The sequence below is a fragment of the Rhodococcus sp. WB1 genome (genome assembly GCF_001700945.1).
GTDB lineage: Bacteria > Actinomycetota > Actinomycetes > Mycobacteriales > Mycobacteriaceae > Rhodococcus > Rhodococcus aetherivorans.
In genome coordinates this window covers 204,090-222,681 of the sequence record NZ_CP015529.1, presented here as the reverse complement: position 1 = coordinate 222,681, position 18,592 = coordinate 204,090, and the positions used below count along the sequence as shown (strand labels likewise).

Annotated in this window: 14 protein-coding genes; 6 read left to right on the top strand and 8 right to left on the bottom strand. The window is 69.6% G+C overall.

Annotated elements, in window-relative coordinates; genetic code table 11:
- Nucleotides 1–41: 41 nt before the first annotated feature.
- Together A4U64_RS01055 and A4U64_RS01050 are read right to left on the bottom strand one after the other, a co-directional pair.
- Nucleotides 42–404: an STAS/SEC14 domain-containing protein gene (locus A4U64_RS01055; RefSeq protein ID WP_157127551.1), complete on the bottom strand. Its 363-nt coding sequence runs from the start codon at nt 402–404 to the stop codon at nt 42–44.
- A 253-nt stretch (nt 405–657) separates the two neighbouring features.
- A complete protein-coding gene (locus tag A4U64_RS01050; protein WP_065922014.1) occupies nt 658–1,926 on the bottom strand; it encodes an APC family permease in 1,269 nt (422 codons plus the stop codon).
- A gap of 693 nt (nt 1,927–2,619) precedes the next feature.
- Between A4U64_RS01050 and A4U64_RS01045 the strand changes: the two genes are divergently transcribed.
- The 4 genes from A4U64_RS01045 to A4U64_RS01030 all read left to right on the top strand — a co-directional run bounded on the left by A4U64_RS01045 (nt 2,620) and on the right by A4U64_RS01030 (nt 7,211).
- Nucleotides 2,620–3,756, top strand: coding sequence for a M24 family metallopeptidase (locus A4U64_RS01045; RefSeq protein WP_065922013.1), 1,137 nt, complete (start codon nt 2,620–2,622; stop codon nt 3,754–3,756).
- Nucleotides 3,757–3,963: 207 nt separating this feature from the next.
- Complete coding sequence (locus A4U64_RS01040) at nt 3,964–5,418, top strand: APC family permease (RefSeq protein ID WP_029546387.1); 1,455 nt, start codon at nt 3,964–3,966, stop codon at nt 5,416–5,418.
- Nucleotides 5,415–5,861, top strand: a complete 447-nt coding sequence (locus A4U64_RS01035; RefSeq protein ID WP_029546388.1) for a hypothetical protein — start codon at nt 5,415–5,417, stop codon at nt 5,859–5,861. The genes A4U64_RS01040 and A4U64_RS01035 overlap by 4 nt, the downstream gene beginning before the upstream one ends.
- A 3-nt stretch (nt 5,862–5,864) precedes the next feature.
- Nucleotides 5,865–7,211: a dipeptidase gene (locus A4U64_RS01030; RefSeq protein ID WP_029546389.1), complete on the top strand. Its 1,347-nt coding sequence runs from the start codon at nt 5,865–5,867 to the stop codon at nt 7,209–7,211.
- Between the two features lie 139 nt (nt 7,212–7,350).
- Here A4U64_RS01030 and A4U64_RS01025 read toward each other — a convergent pair whose 3' ends face one another.
- Nucleotides 7,351–9,414 carry a phage holin family protein gene (locus A4U64_RS01025; protein ID WP_065922012.1) on the bottom strand — a complete coding sequence of 688 codons (2,064 nt, stop codon included), beginning with the start codon at nt 9,412–9,414 and terminating at the stop codon, nt 7,351–7,353.
- A 35-nt stretch (nt 9,415–9,449) separates the two neighbouring features.
- On the opposite strand from A4U64_RS01025, the gene A4U64_RS01020 reads away from it, so the two are divergent.
- The gene (locus A4U64_RS01020) at nt 9,450–10,271 is read left to right on the top strand and encodes an MBL fold metallo-hydrolase (protein ID WP_006945056.1); all 822 of its coding nucleotides are present in this window, start codon (nt 9,450–9,452) and stop codon (nt 10,269–10,271) included.
- Nucleotides 10,272–10,287: 16 nt separating this feature from the next.
- Here the strand turns inward: A4U64_RS01020 and A4U64_RS01015 are convergent, their stop codons facing one another.
- The 4 genes from A4U64_RS01015 to A4U64_RS01000 form a co-directional block, all read right to left on the bottom strand.
- Nucleotides 10,288–11,298 (bottom strand): dihydroorotate dehydrogenase-like protein, encoded by a 1,011-nt coding sequence (locus A4U64_RS01015; RefSeq protein WP_065922011.1) that lies wholly within the window; start codon nt 11,296–11,298, stop codon nt 10,288–10,290.
- Nucleotides 11,298–14,870 carry a pyruvate:ferredoxin (flavodoxin) oxidoreductase gene (gene nifJ / locus A4U64_RS01010; protein WP_065922010.1) on the bottom strand — a complete coding sequence of 1,191 codons (3,573 nt, stop codon included), beginning with the start codon at nt 14,868–14,870 and terminating at the stop codon, nt 11,298–11,300. The genes A4U64_RS01015 and nifJ overlap by 1 nt, the downstream gene beginning before the upstream one ends.
- Nucleotides 14,867–16,543 (bottom strand): NAD(P)-binding protein, encoded by a 1,677-nt coding sequence (locus tag A4U64_RS01005; protein WP_065922009.1) that lies wholly within the window; start codon nt 16,541–16,543, stop codon nt 14,867–14,869. Before A4U64_RS01005 ends, nifJ begins: the two co-directional genes overlap by 4 nt.
- Before the next feature lie 128 nt (nt 16,544–16,671).
- A complete protein-coding gene (locus A4U64_RS01000; protein ID WP_029546394.1) occupies nt 16,672–17,166 on the bottom strand; it encodes an ArsI/CadI family heavy metal resistance metalloenzyme in 495 nt (164 codons plus the stop codon).
- Between the two features lie 91 nt (nt 17,167–17,257).
- Here A4U64_RS01000 and A4U64_RS00995 point away from each other — a divergent pair, with 91 nt between their 5' ends.
- Nucleotides 17,258–17,617: an Rv2640c family ArsR-like transcriptional regulator gene (locus tag A4U64_RS00995; RefSeq protein ID WP_006935749.1), complete on the top strand. Its 360-nt coding sequence runs from the start codon at nt 17,258–17,260 to the stop codon at nt 17,615–17,617.
- Nucleotides 17,618–17,686: 69 nt separating this feature from the next.
- Here A4U64_RS00995 and A4U64_RS00990 read toward each other — a convergent pair whose 3' ends face one another.
- Nucleotides 17,687–18,562 carry an amidohydrolase family protein gene (locus A4U64_RS00990; RefSeq protein WP_044475904.1) on the bottom strand — a complete coding sequence of 292 codons (876 nt, stop codon included), beginning with the start codon at nt 18,560–18,562 and terminating at the stop codon, nt 17,687–17,689.
- Nucleotides 18,563–18,592 lie beyond the last annotated feature (30 nt).

Below are 18,592 nucleotides of genomic sequence, written 5' to 3'. Positions count from 1 at the left end.
GTGAGGGGAACCGCACCCGCCTCGGTCATGCTCGTCTCGAATCACGCAGTCCCGGTGTGCTCCGCCGGAAAGGACTGCCTCGAGTGTATGTCCGGCCACCGCCCCAGCACCCGGGATCGCCCACCCGACGGGAAGAAGTGCATCATTGCCCCCGTACGACCGGCTGCCCGAGTGTCGGTGCCGACGTGCCAGCCGCCGACCTGCGCCGCCCAGGCGATCGGGTCGCCCCGGGCGGCCACGGGAAAGCGCCCGAGGTCGCCCGGCGTCATCCCACCGAACAACGAGATGACGGTGATCACCTGGTCGGTGAACCACGCGATCCGCGTCCCTCGGGTGAGGTGTGCGACCCCGACCTCGAGGTCCTCCCACGCCCCGGCCGAGATCCCGTCGCACCGCTCGAACACCAAGACGAGGCGGATCTCGCTGCCGCGGTCGCCAACTCGTGCACGACCGGCATCAGCACGTCGTCGTCATCGGAGGAGTAGAGCCCACCGACCGCTGCGAAGCCGAGGACCCCGTCGGGCGGCCCTTCGAGCGGTTCGAACATGGCGACGACGCGAGGGGCGGTGATCGGTGGCGGTAACCCCACCCGGGTGCGGAAGGCTCCGGGGACACCGCGGAGGACCGGCCCCATCGGTCCCACCGCCGGGGTCGGGCTCACCGCGCTTTCGGGGCCCGGTGGGTGCGTAGGCGGCTCCAGATCGTTTCGAGCACGACCGCCAGCGCCACGATCGCGATCATCGCCGCGAACGTCTCGGGCGAGGTCTGCAGGGTCTGCACCGCGAAGACGGCGAGCACGATCACGGTCAATGCGATGCCGGTGACGAGGATGCCGGCCCGGGAGGCTGTTTCGCGGCGGAGGCGGTACGCCGCGATCGAGGTCACGAGGAAGATCGCCAGGGCCACGACGCTGCCGAGGGAGGCGATGGCGGTCAGATCCACCAGGTTCGCCAGCAGCAGGATCAACACGACTGAGATGGACAGCCCGCGCGTGCCCCCGAGCCTGGCTCGACTGCCGAACACCGGGGGGAAGGTGCCCGATTCGGCCAGCTTCGCGGTGGAGCCGACCGCCGCGTAGATGTTGGCGTTGACCGAGGAGGAGGTGGCCAGCAGGGCAGCGAGGGCCATGATCGCGAAACCGGCGTCGCCGAGGGCGGGTTTGGCGGCGACGGCGAGGGCGGTCTCGCCGTTGTCGATGACCTCCTGCACGGTCAGGGTTCCGAAGACTCCGACGGCAATCGCGACGTACACGGTGACCGTGATGCCCAATGCCAGATACATCGCCCGCGGCAGGTTACGGCTCGGGTCGGGAAGGTCGTCGCCGGTGAAGCTGACGACGGTGAAGCCGAGGTAGGCGAAGAAGGTCAGCGCCACGCTGGAGACGATGTCGACCGTCGGTGGGTAGGTGGACGGCGCCAGCAGCTCCGGGTCGAGTTGAGTGAGCGTGACGACGACGAAGACCGCGAACACGGCCAGCAGTATCACCACGATCGCGCTCTGGACCCGCTCGATGGACTTCGCGCCGGCGATGTTGACCGCCGCCACGAGCAGGACCACGACGGTGGTGAGAATTTTGCTCCAGGCGGTGGACTCGTCGAAGAACAGTGCGGCGCCGTAGCTGCCGAACGAGACGGACACCATGGCGGTGACGATGACGGCCGCGAAATAGAGCAGCCAGGAGGTGATGGCGGTGAGGTGTCCTCGGCCGTACGCCTGCAGCAGGAACGTCACGATGCCCCCCGAGGACGGGTAGCGCGCCCCCAGCTTCGCGACGGCGTAGCCCTGCAAGGTGGCCACCACCCCCGCGAGCAGGAACGACACCCACACCGCCGAGCCGGCCACGGCTCCGGCTTCTCCGAGAAGCGCGAAGATGCCGGCTCCGACCATGGAGCCGACCCCGAGGAAGGCGGCGCCACGCACGGTCATGGTCCGGGCACCTGGGGGCGCGGCCTCCCCTGCGGGAGGATGTCGCCAGCCACTGTCACGGCCGTCGGGCGGCCTCGGGGCCCTGTCGTCCATGTCCTACATGATGCAACCGGCACGGTCGGCCACGGCCGAGTTCGATCCGATCAGTCCGCTGTCCGACCCCCGACCCCGGACGGCCTTTCGGGAGACGGCCTCAGGGGCGGCCGGAGGAGGCGAGCGCTCCCCGGAGGGGGACATGCGATTCGGACTACGGCGCTCGGGCACCAACCCTCGCCCATCGGGATCGGCTCGCTACCGCGCTCTCCGACACGACCGAGCGCAGTGACGACACCGCATACGTACCGACCAGGGTGCCTGCGGGGCATCTCGATTCCGCCCGGGCGCCGCGGTTCTCGGGGCGGCTTCCCCTGCGCTCTTGACAGGGCACCACTGCAGCTCAGCGGTGTCGAGTCTCGGCAGTGACAGTTGTACGCGATTCGGCTGCGGGTGCGATCCGGGCGGGTGCACAATTCGGCATAGCGGGCAATGCACACCGCCGTAGAGGTGAACCGTGTCGATGGGGTGTCGATCGAGTACCGGCCCTGGGAAGCCGTCATCCCAGGGCCGGGGACGTGGCGAGTGGTGTGCATTCGGTTCTGTTTCTCGAGGTTCGACTCGGCGGTCGAACCTCCCCCGAGGCCACCGGGGGCTGCGATGACATCGATCGTGCATCCGACACCGGCACCGTTCACCGGCGACGATTACGCGGCCCGCATGGCCCGGGTGGTGCGCGTTGCCGTCGGCGCCGGCCTCGACGGTGTGCTCCTCACTCCCGGACCGGACCTGGTCTGGCTGACGGGGTATCGGCCGACGGCGATCACCGAACGCCTCACCGTTCTGGTGCTGCGCCCCGATCGACAACCGACCATGGTGGTGCCCGCGCTCGAACGCCCCGACGCCGAAGCCGCGGACGGTGCGGCCGCCGTGTCGTTCGTGGAGTGGACCGATGGCACCGACCCGTATCGGTTGGTCGGCGCGCTGCTGGCTCCCTCCCGGACCTATGGCATCTCGGATTCGGCCTGGGCGATGCACCTGCTGGGCCTGCAACGACAGGTGCCGCACTCGTCGTATGTGGCCGTGACCGAGGGCATGCCGATGTTGCGTGCGGTCAAGGACGCCGGCGAACTGGCTCGGCTGACGGCGGCCGGCGCCGCAGCCGATGCGGTCTTCGAGCAAATCGTGCGGACCCGTTTCGCCGGGCGGCGAGAACTCGAGGTGGCAGCGGAGCTGGCGGGACTGTTGCGCCGATTCGGACATGAGCAGGTCGACTTCACCGTGGTCGGGTCCGGACCCAACGGGGCCAATCCGCACCATGAGGCCGGGGACCGGGTGATCGAACCCGGCGACACCGTCGTCCTGGACTTCGGCGGCCTGATGTTCGGCTATGGATCGGACACCACCCGCACGGTCTCGGTCGGAGAGCCGACACCCGAGGTGCGGCAGGTGCACGAAATCGTCCGGCGGGCACAGCAGGCGGCAGTGGAGGCGGTCCGGCCCGGGGTGAGCTGCCAGCACATCGATCGCGTGGCGCGATCGGTGATCAGCGAGGCCGGATACGGCGAGCAGTTCATTCACCGCACCGGACACGGGATCGGGGTCACCACACACGAGCCGCCGTACATCGTCGAGGGCGAACAGCAACCCCTGGTGCCCGGCATGTGCTTTTCCATCGAACCGGGGATCTATCTCGCCGGCCGCTTCGGGATCCGCATCGAAGACATCGTCACGGTCACCGCCGACGGCTGTCGCCGTCTCAACACCACCAGCCACGAACTAGAGGTCGTCGACTAACTGCCGCAGGAGGTCGGATCGAGCAGAAAAGGCGCCGGTCGTGCACCGGCACAGCAGTTCCACGACGAGGGCGCCCCGACTGCGCCGTGACGAGGAGGACAGTGGGATGACTTGCTGCACCGAGGTATCGACCACCCCCGGCCGGCCGCGGCGGCGGCGCGCTGCGGGCGCGGGCGCCGAGTGCCGGATTCGCGACGGGTGGAGGTCATGAGCGCGCCGGACATACCCGCCGACCGGCCGCCCACCGAGGCCGGGGCCCGTACCCGAGCTCCGGCGGGTTCCTGGATCTCCTGGGTCGCTCTGGCGTTGATGACCACCAGTTCGGTGGCGAGCTTGCGGCCGTCGCCGACCATGGCCGTGTACGGCTTGGCGTGCGTGTTCTTGTATCTGATCCCCGCCCTGGTGTTCTTGCTGCCGACCTCGCTGGTGTCGGCCGAGTTGGCGTCGGGATGGGAAGGCGGGGTCTACAACTGGGTGGCTCTCGGAATCTCCAAGCCGATGGGGTTCTTGGCCGTGTGGTGCCAGTTCGCCATGACGATCTTCTACTACCCCAGTCTGCTCGGGTACGTCGCAAGTACCCTTGCCTACGTCATCAACCCGGCACTGGCCAGCAGCGGAGTATGGACCGCGTTGGTCATCGTGGTCGCCTACTGGTCCGGGGTCTACATCTCCTCCCGGGGCACCAAGGGCGTTGCCGGTCTGGCCAGCGGTGGCCTGATCATCGGCACCCTGGTGCCCGGCGCACTGCTGGTGATCCTGGGCATGGTCTTCCTCGGCCAGGGCAATCCCTCCGCCGCGCCGATGACCGTCGACAACCTGCTGCCGGCCTGGGCCGGTCTGGCCAGCCTCGTGCTGATCGTCAACAACTTTCTCTCCTACTCCGGTATGGAGATGAACGCAGTGCACGTGTCGTCCCTGCGCAACCCCGCCAAGGAATTCCCCCGGTCGATGTTTCTGTCCATGGCCCTGGTGCTGTTGATCTTCATCCTGCCCGCGTTGGCGATCAGCTGGGTGGTCCCGGCCGAACAGTTGTCCCTCACCGCCGGCGTGATGCAGGCCTTCGACGCGGTCTTCGCGCAGTTCGGCTGGCAATGGCTGACCCCGGTCATCGGAATCATGCTGGTGACGGCGTCGCTCGGAGGCATGTTGACCTGGCTCGCCGGGCCGTCGAAAGGCCTGCTGCTCATCTCCCGGCAGGAAGGCTACCTTCCCCCGTTCCTGCAGCGGGTCAACAAGCACGGCGTCCAGCAGAACATTCTCGTCACCCAGGGCCTGCTCACCACCGTGATCGCCCTGCTCTACGCCTTCATCCCGGACGTGTCCAGCGCGTACTGGATCTTCTCGGTGATCACCACGCAGGTGTACCTGATCATGTACCTGCTGATGTTTGTCGCCGCAGTCCGGCTGCGCCGCCGGTACCCCGACCACCCGCGGGGCTACCGGGCACCGATGCTGGTGGGACTGTGCGGAGTCGGGTTCGCCGCCTCGCTCGCCGCCTTGCTCATCGGTTTCATTCCGCCGTCGCAGTTCAGTTCCGGCAACGCCGGGGTGTACTTCCTGATCATCGCCGCCGGAGCCCTCGGCCTCGGCCTGCTCGTGCCGTACCTGTTCTACAGGTCGCGCAAGCCGTCCTGGAAGCAACCGGAGGTGAGTTCGTCATGACCACCGAGACGGAGACCTCGAACCCCCGCGAGCGCATGATCATCTATGCCGTCGTCGCATTTGTCGTCGTCCTCCTCGTGTTCATCGCCCTGCTCCTGTTTCCATATGTCTCGTCGAGCGGAGAGGCCGAGGCCAAGGCGGACCAACTCATTGCCGCACTCGACGAGGCCGGCGCCCGAACCCCGGCGCGCGAACAGATCACCCGGGTTCTCGGTGACGACGGCGGGGCGATCTGCGCCAACCCGAATGCGGCGCTGACCCGCGCAACGCTGCTGTCCCAGATGGTCAACGGAGCCGGGGGTCCGGGAACCCGGCCGGTCGTCGTCGACGACCGGGTCGTACAAGGAGAACTGTTGGTCCTCGAGATCTACTGCCCCGAGGAGCTGGCCGAATTCCAGCAGTTCGTCGGCACCCTCGAGACGAGCGACGTGGCAGGGGAGTAGGCGATGGACCTGAGAGAACGCATTGCCGACCTGATGCCGCAGGTGCGAGAAGAACTGACCGAACTCGTCGCCCTGCAATCGGTGGCCGACCCCCGCCGGTATCCTCCCGAACAATGCCACCGTGCTGCCCAGTGGGTGCGGGAGGCGTTCCACCGGCTCGGCTTCACCGATGCCCGTCTGGAGGACACCGCCGACGGCAGTGCGGCCGTGGTGGGATCGCGGCCCTGCCCGAACCCGCACGCCCCCACCGTGCTGCTCTACGCCCACTACGATGTCCAACCCCCGCTCGACGAGAGTGCCTGGCACACACCCCCGTTTCAGCTCACCGAGAAGAACGGACGCTGGTACGGTCGCGGGACCGCCGACTGCAAAGGCAACATCCTCGTCCATCTGACGGCGCTGCGAGCCCTCGGCGACGAACTGCCGGTGCACCTGAAACTCGTCGTCGAAGGCTCGGAGGAGCAGGGCACCGGGGGCCTGGAAGCTTTCGTGCCAGACCACGCCGATCTCCTGCGGGCCGACGCGATCCTCGTGTGCGACACCGGCAACGCCGCCGTCGGTCACCCCGCCGCCACCGTCAGCCTGCGCGGCATGGTCAACGTCGTCGTCACCGTCGACGCCCTCGCCTCCGAACTGCACTCGGGCATGTTCGGGGGCGCCGCCCCGGACGCTCTCGCCGCCCTGGTGGCCATGCTGGCGACCCTGCGCGACACCGCAGGCAACACCACCGTCGAAGGCCTGGACAACACCCAGACCTGGACGGGTCAGACCTACCCGCCCGAACAGTTCCGTACGGACGCCGGCATGCTCGCCACCGAATCGCTGCTCGGCGACGGCACCGTCTCCGACATGCTCTGGGCACGCCCGGCCCTGACCATCCTCGGCATCGATTGCCCGTCGGTGCTCGGCTCGGCGGCCGCGATCGCCCCGCGAGCACGCGCCCGCCTGAATCTGCGCATCCCTCCCGGACTCGAACCAGCACAGGCCCAACAAGCCCTGAGCGCCCATCTGCACGCCGCCGCGCCGTGGGGAGTCGCCGTCGAAGTCGAAGTCGAAGCCTCCGGATCCCCGTTCCGGGCCCGCACCGACGGACCCGCCTACCGGGCCCTCGACGCGGCCATGCAGGAAGCCTACGGCCGGCCGATGGCCATGCTGGGACAGGGCGGATCGATTCCCCTGTGCAACGTCTTCGCCGACACCTACCCCGGCGCGGAGATCATCTTGATGGGCGTCGAGGAACCCCAAGCCCTGATCCACGCCCCCAACGAAAGCGTCGACCCCACCGAGATCGCGGCGATGTCCCTGGTCGAAGCCCGGTTCCTGCAGAACTACCCGATCACACATCCGTGACGCCCGGTCCGGACGACGCCGCCTCGGGTCAATCGAACACACGGTCGCGGTGAGCCGGCGCTCGTGAGCGGGCACAGGGGCTGCCGGGTCGAGGCGGTGGTGACGCTGGGACAGCGACCTCGGCCGGTCTGTCCCGCGGTCAGCCCCGGGATGCCGGGCGTCCCGGGTCATCCGCACCAGTCGTCGCGTCCTGCTTCGTCACCGCTGGGCGCGGCCCCGTCGAAAAATCCCGCCAGCCGACGAGCACCGTGTGCACGGTTTCGGCGCCGTGCAGCGGTTCGGGCGGGGCGGGCAGATCGGCGGGGTAGACGAGAAACGGAGTGCTCTGCGGTCCGCCCATGCCGCCGTGCGAGCCGACCTGCTCCTCGAACGCCGCGACCTCGTCGGTGTCGGGCCAGTACGTGCCGCCGACCATGATGTCGGCAACGTTGTCGAAGGTGTCGGTGCGACGCACCTTCGCCAGCGCGTCGGGGCCCATCACCGCCAGCGGGTTCCGGCCGGTGACCTTCCCCGTGGTCACGTCGACCTCGCCGTGGGGCCCGAGCACCACGGACCCCCCGGGAGCGGCCACGAGCAGGAAGCCGATCCCGGGATGCTCGCGCAGCCCGGTGAGCAGACCGGGGTGGGCGGCCTCGATGGCGTGGACGTCGGCGCGTCCGGGCAGGTGCGGGAAGTAGACCAGGCCGAGGTTGCCCGAGCCGAGCACGATCGGCTCACCCGCGCAGGCGTGTGCCTCCTCGGCGGCGGCCGGCGAGTGCACGCTGGCCGCGGCGTAGGCGCGCCCCTCCGACCCGGGCTGGGCGGAGACGTCGGATTCGCGTTCGTACCAGTGGCGCTTCGCCGGTTCGCGCCGGGTGGCCAGCCGGATGACCAACTGCCCCAAGGTTTCCCCGTAGCGTTGCAGAAAGGTCGCGCCCTGACTCTGCCCGTGGTCGGACAGCACGACGACGCGGTAGGGCCGATCGGCCTGCGCCACCACGGCGAGCAGCATCTCGACGACGTCGTCGAGTTTGGTCAGCACCGCGAGGGTCTCGGGCCGGGAGATGCCGGAGTGGTGCGACACCTCGTCGTAGCCGATCAGATCGACGTAGACGACGCTGCGCCCCTTGATCAGATCGCCCACCACCGCCGCGACGGCGACATCGGTGGCGAGCACGGTCGCGAACGCCCGCACGAACGGATAGAGCCCGCCCCGCGGCACCCGCGGCTGGATGTCCTTCCGCTTCTGCCGCAGCGACTGGCGTAGTTCCCGTTGCAGTTCCGCGAGCATCCGGATGAACGTGCGCAGCGCGCTCGCCGGGTCGGCGAAGTAGTGGCTGTAGCCGGCACCGCCGCCGAGGCGGGCACCGCGCATCCGGCTGACGACGAGCACGTTGTCGTGCGCGCCGCCGGTGAACAGGTTGCCCCGGCTCGTACCGTCGTGCGCCAGCAGGCCGGGGATGTGGGTGCGTTCGAGTTCGCGTTGCTCGTTGTCGACCGGGTTGCTGAACACCGAGACGTGCTCGGTGGTCTTGTCGTACCAGCGGAACGCCGGCACGTTGTGGTTGGAGCCGTGCAGCACGCCCAGCTGGGTCGCACCCGTCTGACTGCTCCAGTCGGTGTGCCACGGCATCAGCCGGTGGGTCTCGCGCACCAACTTCGCCAGCGCGGGGGTCACACCGTCGGCGATCGCGCGACGCAGCACGTCGTAGCCGAGGCCGTCGATCTGGATGCACAGCAGCCCCGGGGACGCGTCCACGAGTGCGGTGTTGCGACGCAACCGGAACCGCTGTCGGCGCACCTGCATCAGCCGGTACGCGGTATCGGAACGGGACGCGATGGCGCCCGAGACGACGGAGGTGAACAGCGAGAGCAGCGCCGCGAGGTAGAACGCATCCCGGCGCTGGTCCACCGACGCGACCGGTACCAGGTAGAGCGTCAACAGCATGATCACACCGCCCGCCACGAACACCCCGACGAACAGCAGCACCGGACCGATCCACGACATCAACCGCATCATCACCGGCCACAGCGCCGCGTTCAGGAGGCCGAACACCAACGCGAGCACCAGCGCGGCCGGCAGCGTTGGTAGCGGAGTGAAGCCCGACGGGTCCAGGGTGATGCCGTCGAGGATGCGGTCGAGCACGATGAGCGCGAGCGCCGACGACCCCCACAGCACCAGGAACTCGACGAGCACCCGCACCATGCCGCCCACCGTGCGCATCGCGCCCCCTTCCCTCGTCTGGAATCGTAAGGGTCGTGAGCACGCCACCGGGTCCGGATGCCGCCACATCCGGTGTGCGCTGGCTCGGACATGCCAGCGCGCTGATCATGGACCGCGGGACGGTCGTCCTGACCGATCCGGTGCTGACCGACCGCGTCGCGCATCTGCGCCGCCGCCGGGGGCCCACCCCGATCGGGCCGCACGTGCGCAACCCGGACGCCGTCCTGCTCTCGCACCTGCACGCCGACCACACCCACCTGCCGTCGCTGCGGCTGCTCGACCCGGACGTTCCGATCGTGGCCCCGTGGCGGGCGATCGACGGCCTGCCCGCGCTGCGCCGATTCGCCGACCGCCTGGTGCCGCTGCGGCCCGGCGACGAGACACGGATCGGCACGCTCACCGTGCGCGCCGTGCCCGCCCGACACGACGGGCGGCGCTGGCGACGCGGCCCGGAACTCGCCCCGGCGATCGGGTACGTCGTCGAGGGGGACCGGCGGACCTACTTCGCCGGCGACACCGACCTGTACCCGGACCTCGCCGACCACGTCGGCCCGGTGGACCTCGCGTTGCTACCCGTCGGGGGCTGGGGTCCGACCCTCGGCAACGGCCACCTCGACCCGTCCCGGGCCGCGGTCGTCGCGCGCCTGGTGGCAGCGGGCCTGGCGGTGCCGATCCACTACGGCACGCTGTGGCCGATCGGCCTCGACGCCGTACGCCCCCGGTTGTTCTTCGGTCCGGGCGCCGAATTCGTCCACCACGCCCAGCGGGCGGGGATCGTCGCGGTGGAATTGCCCCCGGGTGGCGCACTCGGCGCACCGGGCGCCGGCCCCGGTTCGCCGGGACCACACCGCGTATGAACTCGGCCACCTCGGCTCACGGGATGCCGTAGGCGCGGTGGTCGGCCTCGCGGAGCGCGCTCACGTAGTCGCCCCGTCCGCGGCCGGTCCCGTCCGCGCCGGGCGGCACGGCGAGCATCCCCCGGAACTCGTCGACGCTGCGATACCCCTTGCGGCGCATCCACTCGCGCACGCCGTCGAGCAGGACAGCGGCGTAGTCGGGACCGTGGCGCAGCAACGCCGAGGCGGACTGCACGACGTCCGCGCCGGCGAGCAGGTACTTGATCACGTCGGTGGCGTCCTCGACGCCGGTGGTCGCGGCCAGGTCGGCACGCACCCGTCCACGCAGCAACGCGATCCAGGTCTGCGGCAGCCGGGTTTCCGCAGCGGTCGAGAGGGTCACGGCAGGCACCAAGGCGAGGGTTTCGGGATCGATGTCGGGCTGCAGGAACCGGTTGAACAGCACCAGCCCGTCGGCCCCGGCCTCGTCGAGGCGAAGCGCCATCTCGGCGATCGAACTGAACTGGGGGCTCACCTTGACCGCCACCGGCACGGTGACGGCGTCCGCGACCCGGGCCAGGACGTCGAGGTGCCGTTGTTCGACGTCCCGGCCGCTGATGTGCGGATCACCGGGCAGGTAGTAGATGTTCAGCTCGATCGCGGCCGCACCGGCGTCCTGCATCGACCGGGCGTAGCCCGCCCACCCGCCCGGGGTGACGCCGTTCAGGCTGCCGATCACCGGGACGGCGACCGCCTGCGCGGCGCGTTCGAGCAGACTCAGGTAGCGGCGCGGTCCGTGGTCCTCGACGGCTTCCTCCGGAAAGTACGAGAGGGACTCGGCGTAGCTCTGCGAACCGTGCTCGGTCAGTGCCGCATTGCGCTCCGCTTCGCGCAGCAGCTGCTCTTCGAACAGCGAATAGAGCACCACCGCACCGACGCCTGCCCCGGCGAGCCGTCGGACACCGTCGACCGTGCGGGACAGCGGGGATGCCGCCGCCATCAGTGGGTTCGGCAGGGCCAGGCCCAGATACCGCGTCGACAGGTCCATCAGCGGTCCTTGCGGGCGTCGGCGGTGAAGTGGTGCGACCCTTGCGACGCCATGTCCTCGTACCGGTCCCAGCGCTGAGCGATCGCCTCCTCGGAGAGGCCGAGGAGCCGGTCGTATTCCGCCGGATCGGTGTTGGCGAGCGCGCGGTACCGTAGTTCGCGGCTGCGGTAGTCCTCGAGCGGAATCCTCGGCCGGTGCGAATCGAGCAGGAACGGATTCTGCCCGGCCGCCCGCAACACCGGGTCGTAGCGGATCAGCGGCCAGTGCCCGCTGGCCACCGCCCGGTACTGCTGGTCCATCCCGTGACGCATGTCGATGCCGTGCGCGATGCACTGACTGTAGGCGATCACGAGCGAGGGCCCCTCGTAGGCTTCGGCTTCCCGCATCGCCTGCAACGTGTGTTGCGGATCGGCGCCCATCGCGACCCGGGCGACGTAGACGTTGCCGTAGGCGATGGCCTGCAACGCGAGATCCTTCATCGGGACCGTCTTGCCGCCGGCGGCGAACTTCGCGATCGCCCCGAGCGGGGTGGCCTTGGACATCTGCCCCCCGGTGTTGGAATACACCTCGGTGTCGAGGACGAGGACGTTGACGTTGCGGCCGCTGGCCAGGACGTGGTCGAGGCCCCCGGCACCGATGTCGTAGGCCCAGCCGTCGCCGCCGACGATCCACACGCTGCGCCGCACCAGGTGGTCGAGCACACTGCGCAGGTCGGCGGTTACGGCGGGATCCAGCTCTGCGAGCAGGGTTTCGAGTTCGGCCACCCGCTCCCGCTGGGCGCGCAGCTCGGACTCGCGCAGTTGCGGCGCCGTCAGGATGTCGTCGACGAGGTCGGCACCGATCGCCTCCCGCAGTTCGGTCAGGCGCCGCCGGGCGAGCCGGGTGTGCTCGTCGGCGGCCAGCCGGAACCCGAGCCCGAATTCGGCGTTGTCCTCGAACAGGGAATTGGACCAGGCGGGGCCGCGTCCGTCCGCGTTGGTCGTCCAGGGGGTGGTGGGCAGATTGCCGCCGTAGATCGACGAGCAGCCCGTGGCGTTCGCGATCATCAACCGGTCGCCGAACAGCTGGGAGAGCAGCTTGAGGTACGGGGTCTCCCCGCAGCCCGCGCAGGCGCCGGGAAACTCGAACAGCGGCTCGAGGAACTGCGTTCCGCGGACGGTGCCGAAGTCCACCCGAGCCCGGTCGGCCGTCGGCAGCGTCTCGAAGAAGGTGATGTTCTCGCGTTCGGGGGCCACCCGTGGTTCGCGGGGGGCGAGGTTGATGGCCTTGGTCACCGTCGCGCCGGGGGCCACGGCAGGACAGGCCTCGACGCACAGCCCGCATCCGGTGCAGTCCTCGGCGTAGACCTGCAGGGTGTACCGGGCATCCGGCAGGCCCACAGCGCCCAATGCCGCCGAGCCGAACTGCCCCGGGGCACCGTCCAAGTGGGACTTGTCGTAGAACTTGGTACGGATCACGCTGTGCGGACAGACGAAACTGCAGTTTCCGCACTGGATGCAGGTGTCCGGGTCCCACACCGCGACCAGTTCCGAAATGTTGCGCTTCTCGTAGGCGGTGGTGCCGCTCGGGTAGGTGCCGTCCACGGGAAACGCGCTGACCGGCAAGGTGTCCCCGCGCCCGGCCATCATCTCCGCGGTGACGGTGCGGACGAACTCGGGCGCGTACTCGGGCACGATCGGCGCCGGCACCCGCGTGGTGGTCACCCGGTCGGGCACATCGATCCGGTGCAGCTCTTCCAATGCCCGGTCCACCGCGGCCAGTTCGCGCCGCAGCACGTCGGCTCCGCGGTTGCCGTAGGTCTTCTCCACCGACTTCTTGATCCGGGCGACGGCCTGCTCGCGCGGCAGCACATCCGAGATCGCGAAGAAGCAGGTCTGCAGCACGACATTGATCCGCCCGGCGAGCCCGACCTCACGAGCGATCCGGCCCGCGTCGACCGCATACAGCGTGATCCGTTTGTCGAGGATCTGTTCCTGGACCCGGCGGGGCAGCGCGTCCCAGACCTCGTCCGGCCGGTGTCTGCAGTTCAGCAGGAGGGTCGCTCCCGGCGCGGCCGGCCCCAGGACGTCGATCTTGTCGAGGAATCGGAACTGATGGCAGCCGACGAGGTCCGCGCGGCTCACCAGATACGGTGCGCGGATGGGCCGTGGCCCGAAGCGCAGGTGCGAGACGGTCTGCGAGCCGGACTTCTTCGAGTCGTAGACGAAGTAGCCCTGCGCGTGCAGGTGCTCCTCGTCGCCGATGATCTTGATGGTGTTCTTGTTGGCCCCGACGGTGCCGTCGGAGCCCAGGCCGTAGAAGATCGCCCGCACGGTGTCGGAGGATTCGATGTCGAAGGACGGGTCGTAGGTGATGCTGGTGCCGGACACGTCGTCGTCGATGCCGACGGTGAACCGGCGCCGGGGCCGCTCGCGGGCGAGCTCGGTGAAGACGCCGGCGACCATGCCGGGCGTGAATTCCTTCGACGACAGGCCGTAGCGTCCGCCGCAGACCCGGGGCATGACGGCCCGCTCACCGTCGGCATGTGCCTCGACGAGGGCCGCGACGACGTCGAGATACAGCGGCTCGCCGAGCGAACCCGGTTCCTTGGTGCGGTCCAGCACGCCGATCGTGCGCACCGTCGCCGGCAGCGCCGCCGACAGCGCCTCGGCGGGGAAGGGCCGATACAGCCGCACCTGCACCACCCCGACCCGCTCACCGCGGGCGGTGAGCGCGGCAGCGGTTTCGGCCGCGGTGTGCGCCCCGGACCCCATCAGCACCAGCACCCGTTCCGCCTCGGGGTGCCCGGTGTAGTCGACGATGCGCATGTCGCGGCCGGTGCGCTCTCCCAACCGCGCCATCAACTCGTCCACCACCGCCGGAACCCGGGCGTAGAACGGGTTGACCGTCTCACGCGCCTGGAAGTAGGTGTCCGGGTTCTGCGCGGTGCCCCGGATGAACGGCCGCTCCGGCGACAACGCGCGTCCGCGGTGCTCGCGGATCAGCTCCTCGGGCACCAGGGCCCGCAGGTCGTCGTCGGCCAGCGTCTCGATGGTGTTGAGCTCGTGCGAGGTGCGGAAGCCGTCGAGGAAGTGCACGAATGGCACCCGCGTCCGCAGGGTGGCGGCCTGCGCCACCAGCGCCAGATCGTGCGCCTCCTGCACCGAGGCCGAGGCGAGCAACGCGAACCCGGTCTGGCGCACCGCCATCACGTCCGAATGGTCACCGAAGATCGACAGTCCCTGCGCGGCCAGGGACCGGGCGGCGACGTGCATGACCGCCGAGGTCAGCTCACCGGCGATCTTGTACATGTTCGGGATCATCAGCAGCAGCCCCTGCGACGCGGTGAACGTCGTCGCCAGTGCCCCGCCCTGCAGCGCGCCGTGCAGCGCGCCCGCCGCGCCGCCCTCGCTCTGCATCTCCACCACACTCGGCACGGTGCCCCACACGTTCGGCCGGTGCCGGCTGGACCATTCGTCGGCCAGCTCGGCCATCGCCGACGACGGGGTGATCGGATAGATGCAGCACACTTCGTTGAGCCGGTAGGCAACCGACACGGCCGCCTCGTTACCGTCCACCGTGGCACGCGTCATGTCGGCTCCGGAAACATCTCGATGGCGTGGACCGGGCACTGCTCGAAGCACTCTGCGCAGCCGGTGCACTTGTCGTAGTCGTACCGGTAGCCGTGGCCGGCACCCAGCTTGACGATCGCGTCCTCCGGGCACGCGCCGAGACAGCCGTCGCACTCGAAGCAGTTGCCGCACGACAGGCACCGGCCCGCCTCGAACGTCGCCGCCTCGGCCGATACCCCGCCGACCACCTCGTCGAACCCGGAAACACGTTGCTCGACAGGCAGTTCGGGCTGCACCCGCCGATCCGCGTCGGCGAAGTACCACAGGTGCAGCTGGTCGAACGTCGCGATCGGATGCTTGGCAGGCCGCTCGTCGGGCACTCGGCGCAGCCAGGCGTCGATGTGGTGTGCCGCCTTCTTCCCGTGCCCCACCCCCACCGTCACGGTGCGCTCGCCGGGCACCATGTCGCCGCCCGCGAACACCCCGGAGCAACCGGTCATCAGCGACCCGTCCACCCGCACGCTGCCGTCGCGCTCGAACTCGACTCCGGGCAGCGTGCGCATGAACGCCGACTCGGTCTCCTGGCCGATCGCCATGATCAGGGTGTCCGCGGCCAGGGTCTCGAAACGTCCGGTCGGCCGCGGACGACCGGACTCGCCGAGTTCCATGACCTCGACCTGCAGTTCGGGACCGTCGAAGGCGGTGACCGTGCGCAGCCAGTTGATCCGTACGCCTTCGCGTTCGGCGTCCTCGGCTTCCTCCTCGTGGGCGGACATCTGCTCGCGGGTGCGGCGATAGACGATGACCGCGTCCTCGGCCCCGAGCCGGCGGGCCACCCGGGCCGCGTCCATCGCCGTGTTGCCGCCGCCGTAGACGGCAACGTGCCGCCCGACGGCCGGGGGTTCCCCGGCGGCGACACCGCGCAGGAACGACACCGCGTCGATCATCGTGCCCGCGTCGCAGGCCGGGATATCGACCCGTTTGGCCAGATGCGCGCCGACCGCGACGAAGACCGCGTCGAAACCACCCTCGGCGCGTTCCGCCGCGAGGTCCTCGACCCGGTGGTTGCAGGTCAGCTCCACGCCCAGCGCCGCGACCCGCTCCAGTTCCGCCTCGAGCACGTCGCGCGGAAGCCGGTAGTTCGGGATGCCGTAGCGCATCATCCCGCCGGGCTCGGCGCCGGCGTCGCGGATCTCGACGTCGTGGCCGCGGCGGGCGAGGTGACAGGCAGCGGACAGCCCGCTCGGTCCGGCACCGATCACCAGTACCCGCTTGCCGCTGCGGGCGGGCGGCGGCTCGAACATCCAGCCCTGCTCGCGCGCCCGGTCCCCGAGAAACCGCTCCACCGAATGGATGGACACGGCGCTGTCCAGAGTGGCGCGGTTGCAGACGGATTCGCAGGGGTGGTAGCACACCCGGCCGTGGATGGCGGCGAACGGATTGTCGGCGACCAACTGCCGCCAGGCCTGCTCGTAGCGGCCGGCCTTCGCGTGCGCCAGCCAGGCCTGGATGTTCTCCCCGGCGGGGCAGCGGGCGTTGCAGGGCGGCAACAGGTCCACATACACGGGCCGACGCCGGCGCACCGGCCCCGCGCGGGGACGGCCGTGCACCAGATCCGGCAGCGGTGTGAGCTCCTCCGACGGCCGGGCCGGACGCCCGCCCGTCGCCCCGCCACTGCGCTCGTCGGCAGTCATCCCCTCACGATAGGGCTCCGGCCGGGTGTCCGGCACCGGATTGCGGCGGCACGGACGTCCCGACGACCCGTCTCCGACGGATCGGGCCCGCTACGGACATGCGTCCGTAGCGGGCCCGTGGGTGTCGCTCAGCAGCACGTCGTCGCGGCGGGCGCCTTCTCGGTGCCGGTCGCCGGTTCCTGCTCGGCGGCGGTGCCGCAGCAGACTCCCTCCGAGTTCTCGCCCTGGTCGAGCAGCTTCGGGCTCGTGCCGAAGGTGTCGCTGTCGGCGAGGACGGTGTAGACCTCCCACTTCTCCCCCGCCGGGCCGGTGACCCACACCTTGTCCTGGGTGGCGAAGCAGCACGTGGTGCCGATCTCCTCGTCGGTGAACAGCCCTTCGTCCGTGAGGCGGGCGATTTCGGAGTGCACCTTTTCGCTCGACTCCACCTCCACCCCGAGGTGGTTGATCGAGCCGCCCTTGCCCGCGTTCTCGATCAGGACGAGCTTCAGCGGCGGCTCGGCAATCGCGAAGTTCGCGTAGCCGGGCTTCACCTTCGCCGGCTCGGTGCCGAACAACTTCGAGTAGAACGTCACGGCCTCCTGCAGATCGTCGACGTTGAGGGCGAGCTGAACGCGGGACATGATGACCTCCACCTGTGAGACATACATCGAATTAGTACGCCCACTGTCACCCTCTTTTTGACATATGTCAAGAGGGGTGGATGATGGAGACATGCCCAAGGCGCTCCCGGTCATCGACGTCTCCGCCCCCATCTGCTGCGCGCCGGTCTCGGCCGCACCGATGAGCGAGGCAGCCGCCCTCGAGGTGGCGCTGCGGCTCAAGGCGCTCGCCGACCCGACCCGGATCCAGCTGATGTCGATCCTGCTCACCACGCGGGAGGACGACGTCTGCACGTGCGACCTGGCGTCGGCCGTGGGCCTGACGGAGTCGACCGTCAGCCACCACCTCGGCCAGCTCCGCAAGGCCGGGATGGTGCAGTCCACGCGCCGCGGCATGAACGTCCACCATCGCGCCTGCAACGAGGCTCTGCAGGCACTGCGTCTCGTCCTCGACCCCAACTGCTGCACGTGAGAGGGGCCGAATGTCACATGGGTTCGATCACATCGAACCCATGTGACATTCGGCCACACAGCCCCCGGCTCACACCGCGCCGAACAAGACCTGTGCGTTGTCCCAGCACACCGCGCGGACCCATTCGCTGCCGAGACCGAGCCGTTCGACCGCCTCGAGCTGATGGACGTACGGGTACGGGATGTTCGGGAAGTCGCTGCCGAACAGCACCTTCGAACCCAGTGCCTGCAGCCGCGGCAGCTCGTCCTCCGGGAACGGCATCGACTCCTGCGTGAAGTCGGTGAACGCCATGGTGGTGTCCAGGTGCACCCGCGGGTACTTCTCCGCCAGATCGAGGAACTGGCGGTACTCCGGCATGCCCATGTGCGCGACGATCAGCGCCAGCCGCGGGAACCGTTCCAGCAGCGCGGCGATCGGTCCGGGCCCGGTGTGCGTCCCCGGAGCCGGTCCCGATCCGCAGTGGATCACGATCGGCACGCCGGCATCCTCGAGCAGTCCCCACACCGGGTCGAGCAGCGGGTCGTTGGGGTCGTAGTCGCCGACCTGGATGTGCGACTTGAACACCCGTGCCCCGTGCTCGAGTGCCGCGGCCACGTAGCCGGCGGCGTCGGGCTCGGGATAGAACGTCGCGGTGTGCAGGCAATCGGGGGTGCGGGCCGCGAAGTCCACCGCCCACGCGTTCAGCCACGCGGCCATCGCGGGCTTGTGCGGATAGAGCATCGCCGTGAACCGGCGGACCCTGAAACCCCGCAGCCGCTCGACGCGCTCCTCCTCGGCGTGCCGGTAGGTGATGGGCCACGCCCGGCCCACCAGCGGCCCGGCGGAGTCGAAGTAGCTCCACACCTTGTCCATCACGTTCGACGGCATGAAGTGGGTGTGCACGTCGATAAGGCCGTTGAGGCCGTGCCGGGCCCGGAAGTCGGCCACCTGCTGCGCTTCGTCCATCACCCGAAGGTAGCGACCCCGTCGCCGGTG

What these genes read in the sequence shown, in the direction of transcription:
- A4U64_RS01005 (WP_065922009.1), bottom strand. Translation starts at nt 16,543, where the DNA reads ATGACTGCCGACGAGCGCAGTGGCGGGGCGACGGGCGGGCGTCCGGCC.
- A4U64_RS00990 (WP_044475904.1), bottom strand. Translation starts at nt 18,562, where the DNA reads ATGGACGAAGCGCAGCAGGTGGCCGACTTCCGGGCCCGGCACGGCCTC.
- A4U64_RS01000 (WP_029546394.1), bottom strand. Translation starts at nt 17,166, where the DNA reads ATGTCCCGCGTTCAGCTCGCCCTCAACGTCGACGATCTGCAGGAGGCC.
- A4U64_RS01050 (WP_065922014.1), bottom strand. Translation starts at nt 1,926, where the DNA reads ATGACCGTGCGTGGCGCCGCCTTCCTCGGGGTCGGCTCCATGGTCGGA.
- A4U64_RS01045 (WP_065922013.1), top strand. Translation starts at nt 2,620, where the DNA reads ATGACATCGATCGTGCATCCGACACCGGCACCGTTCACCGGCGACGAT.
- nifJ (WP_065922010.1), bottom strand. Translation starts at nt 14,870, where the DNA reads ATGACGCGTGCCACGGTGGACGGTAACGAGGCGGCCGTGTCGGTTGCC.
- A4U64_RS01030 (WP_029546389.1), top strand. Translation starts at nt 5,865, where the DNA reads ATGGACCTGAGAGAACGCATTGCCGACCTGATGCCGCAGGTGCGAGAA.
- A4U64_RS01015 (WP_065922011.1), bottom strand. Translation starts at nt 11,298, where the DNA reads ATGGACCTGTCGACGCGGTATCTGGGCCTGGCCCTGCCGAACCCACTG.
- A4U64_RS01040 (WP_029546387.1), top strand. Translation starts at nt 3,964, where the DNA reads ATGAGCGCGCCGGACATACCCGCCGACCGGCCGCCCACCGAGGCCGGG.
- A4U64_RS01035 (WP_029546388.1), top strand. Translation starts at nt 5,415, where the DNA reads ATGACCACCGAGACGGAGACCTCGAACCCCCGCGAGCGCATGATCATC.
- A4U64_RS00995 (WP_006935749.1), top strand. Translation starts at nt 17,258, where the DNA reads ATGCCCAAGGCGCTCCCGGTCATCGACGTCTCCGCCCCCATCTGCTGC.
- A4U64_RS01025 (WP_065922012.1), bottom strand. Translation starts at nt 9,414, where the DNA reads ATGCGCACGGTGGGCGGCATGGTGCGGGTGCTCGTCGAGTTCCTGGTG.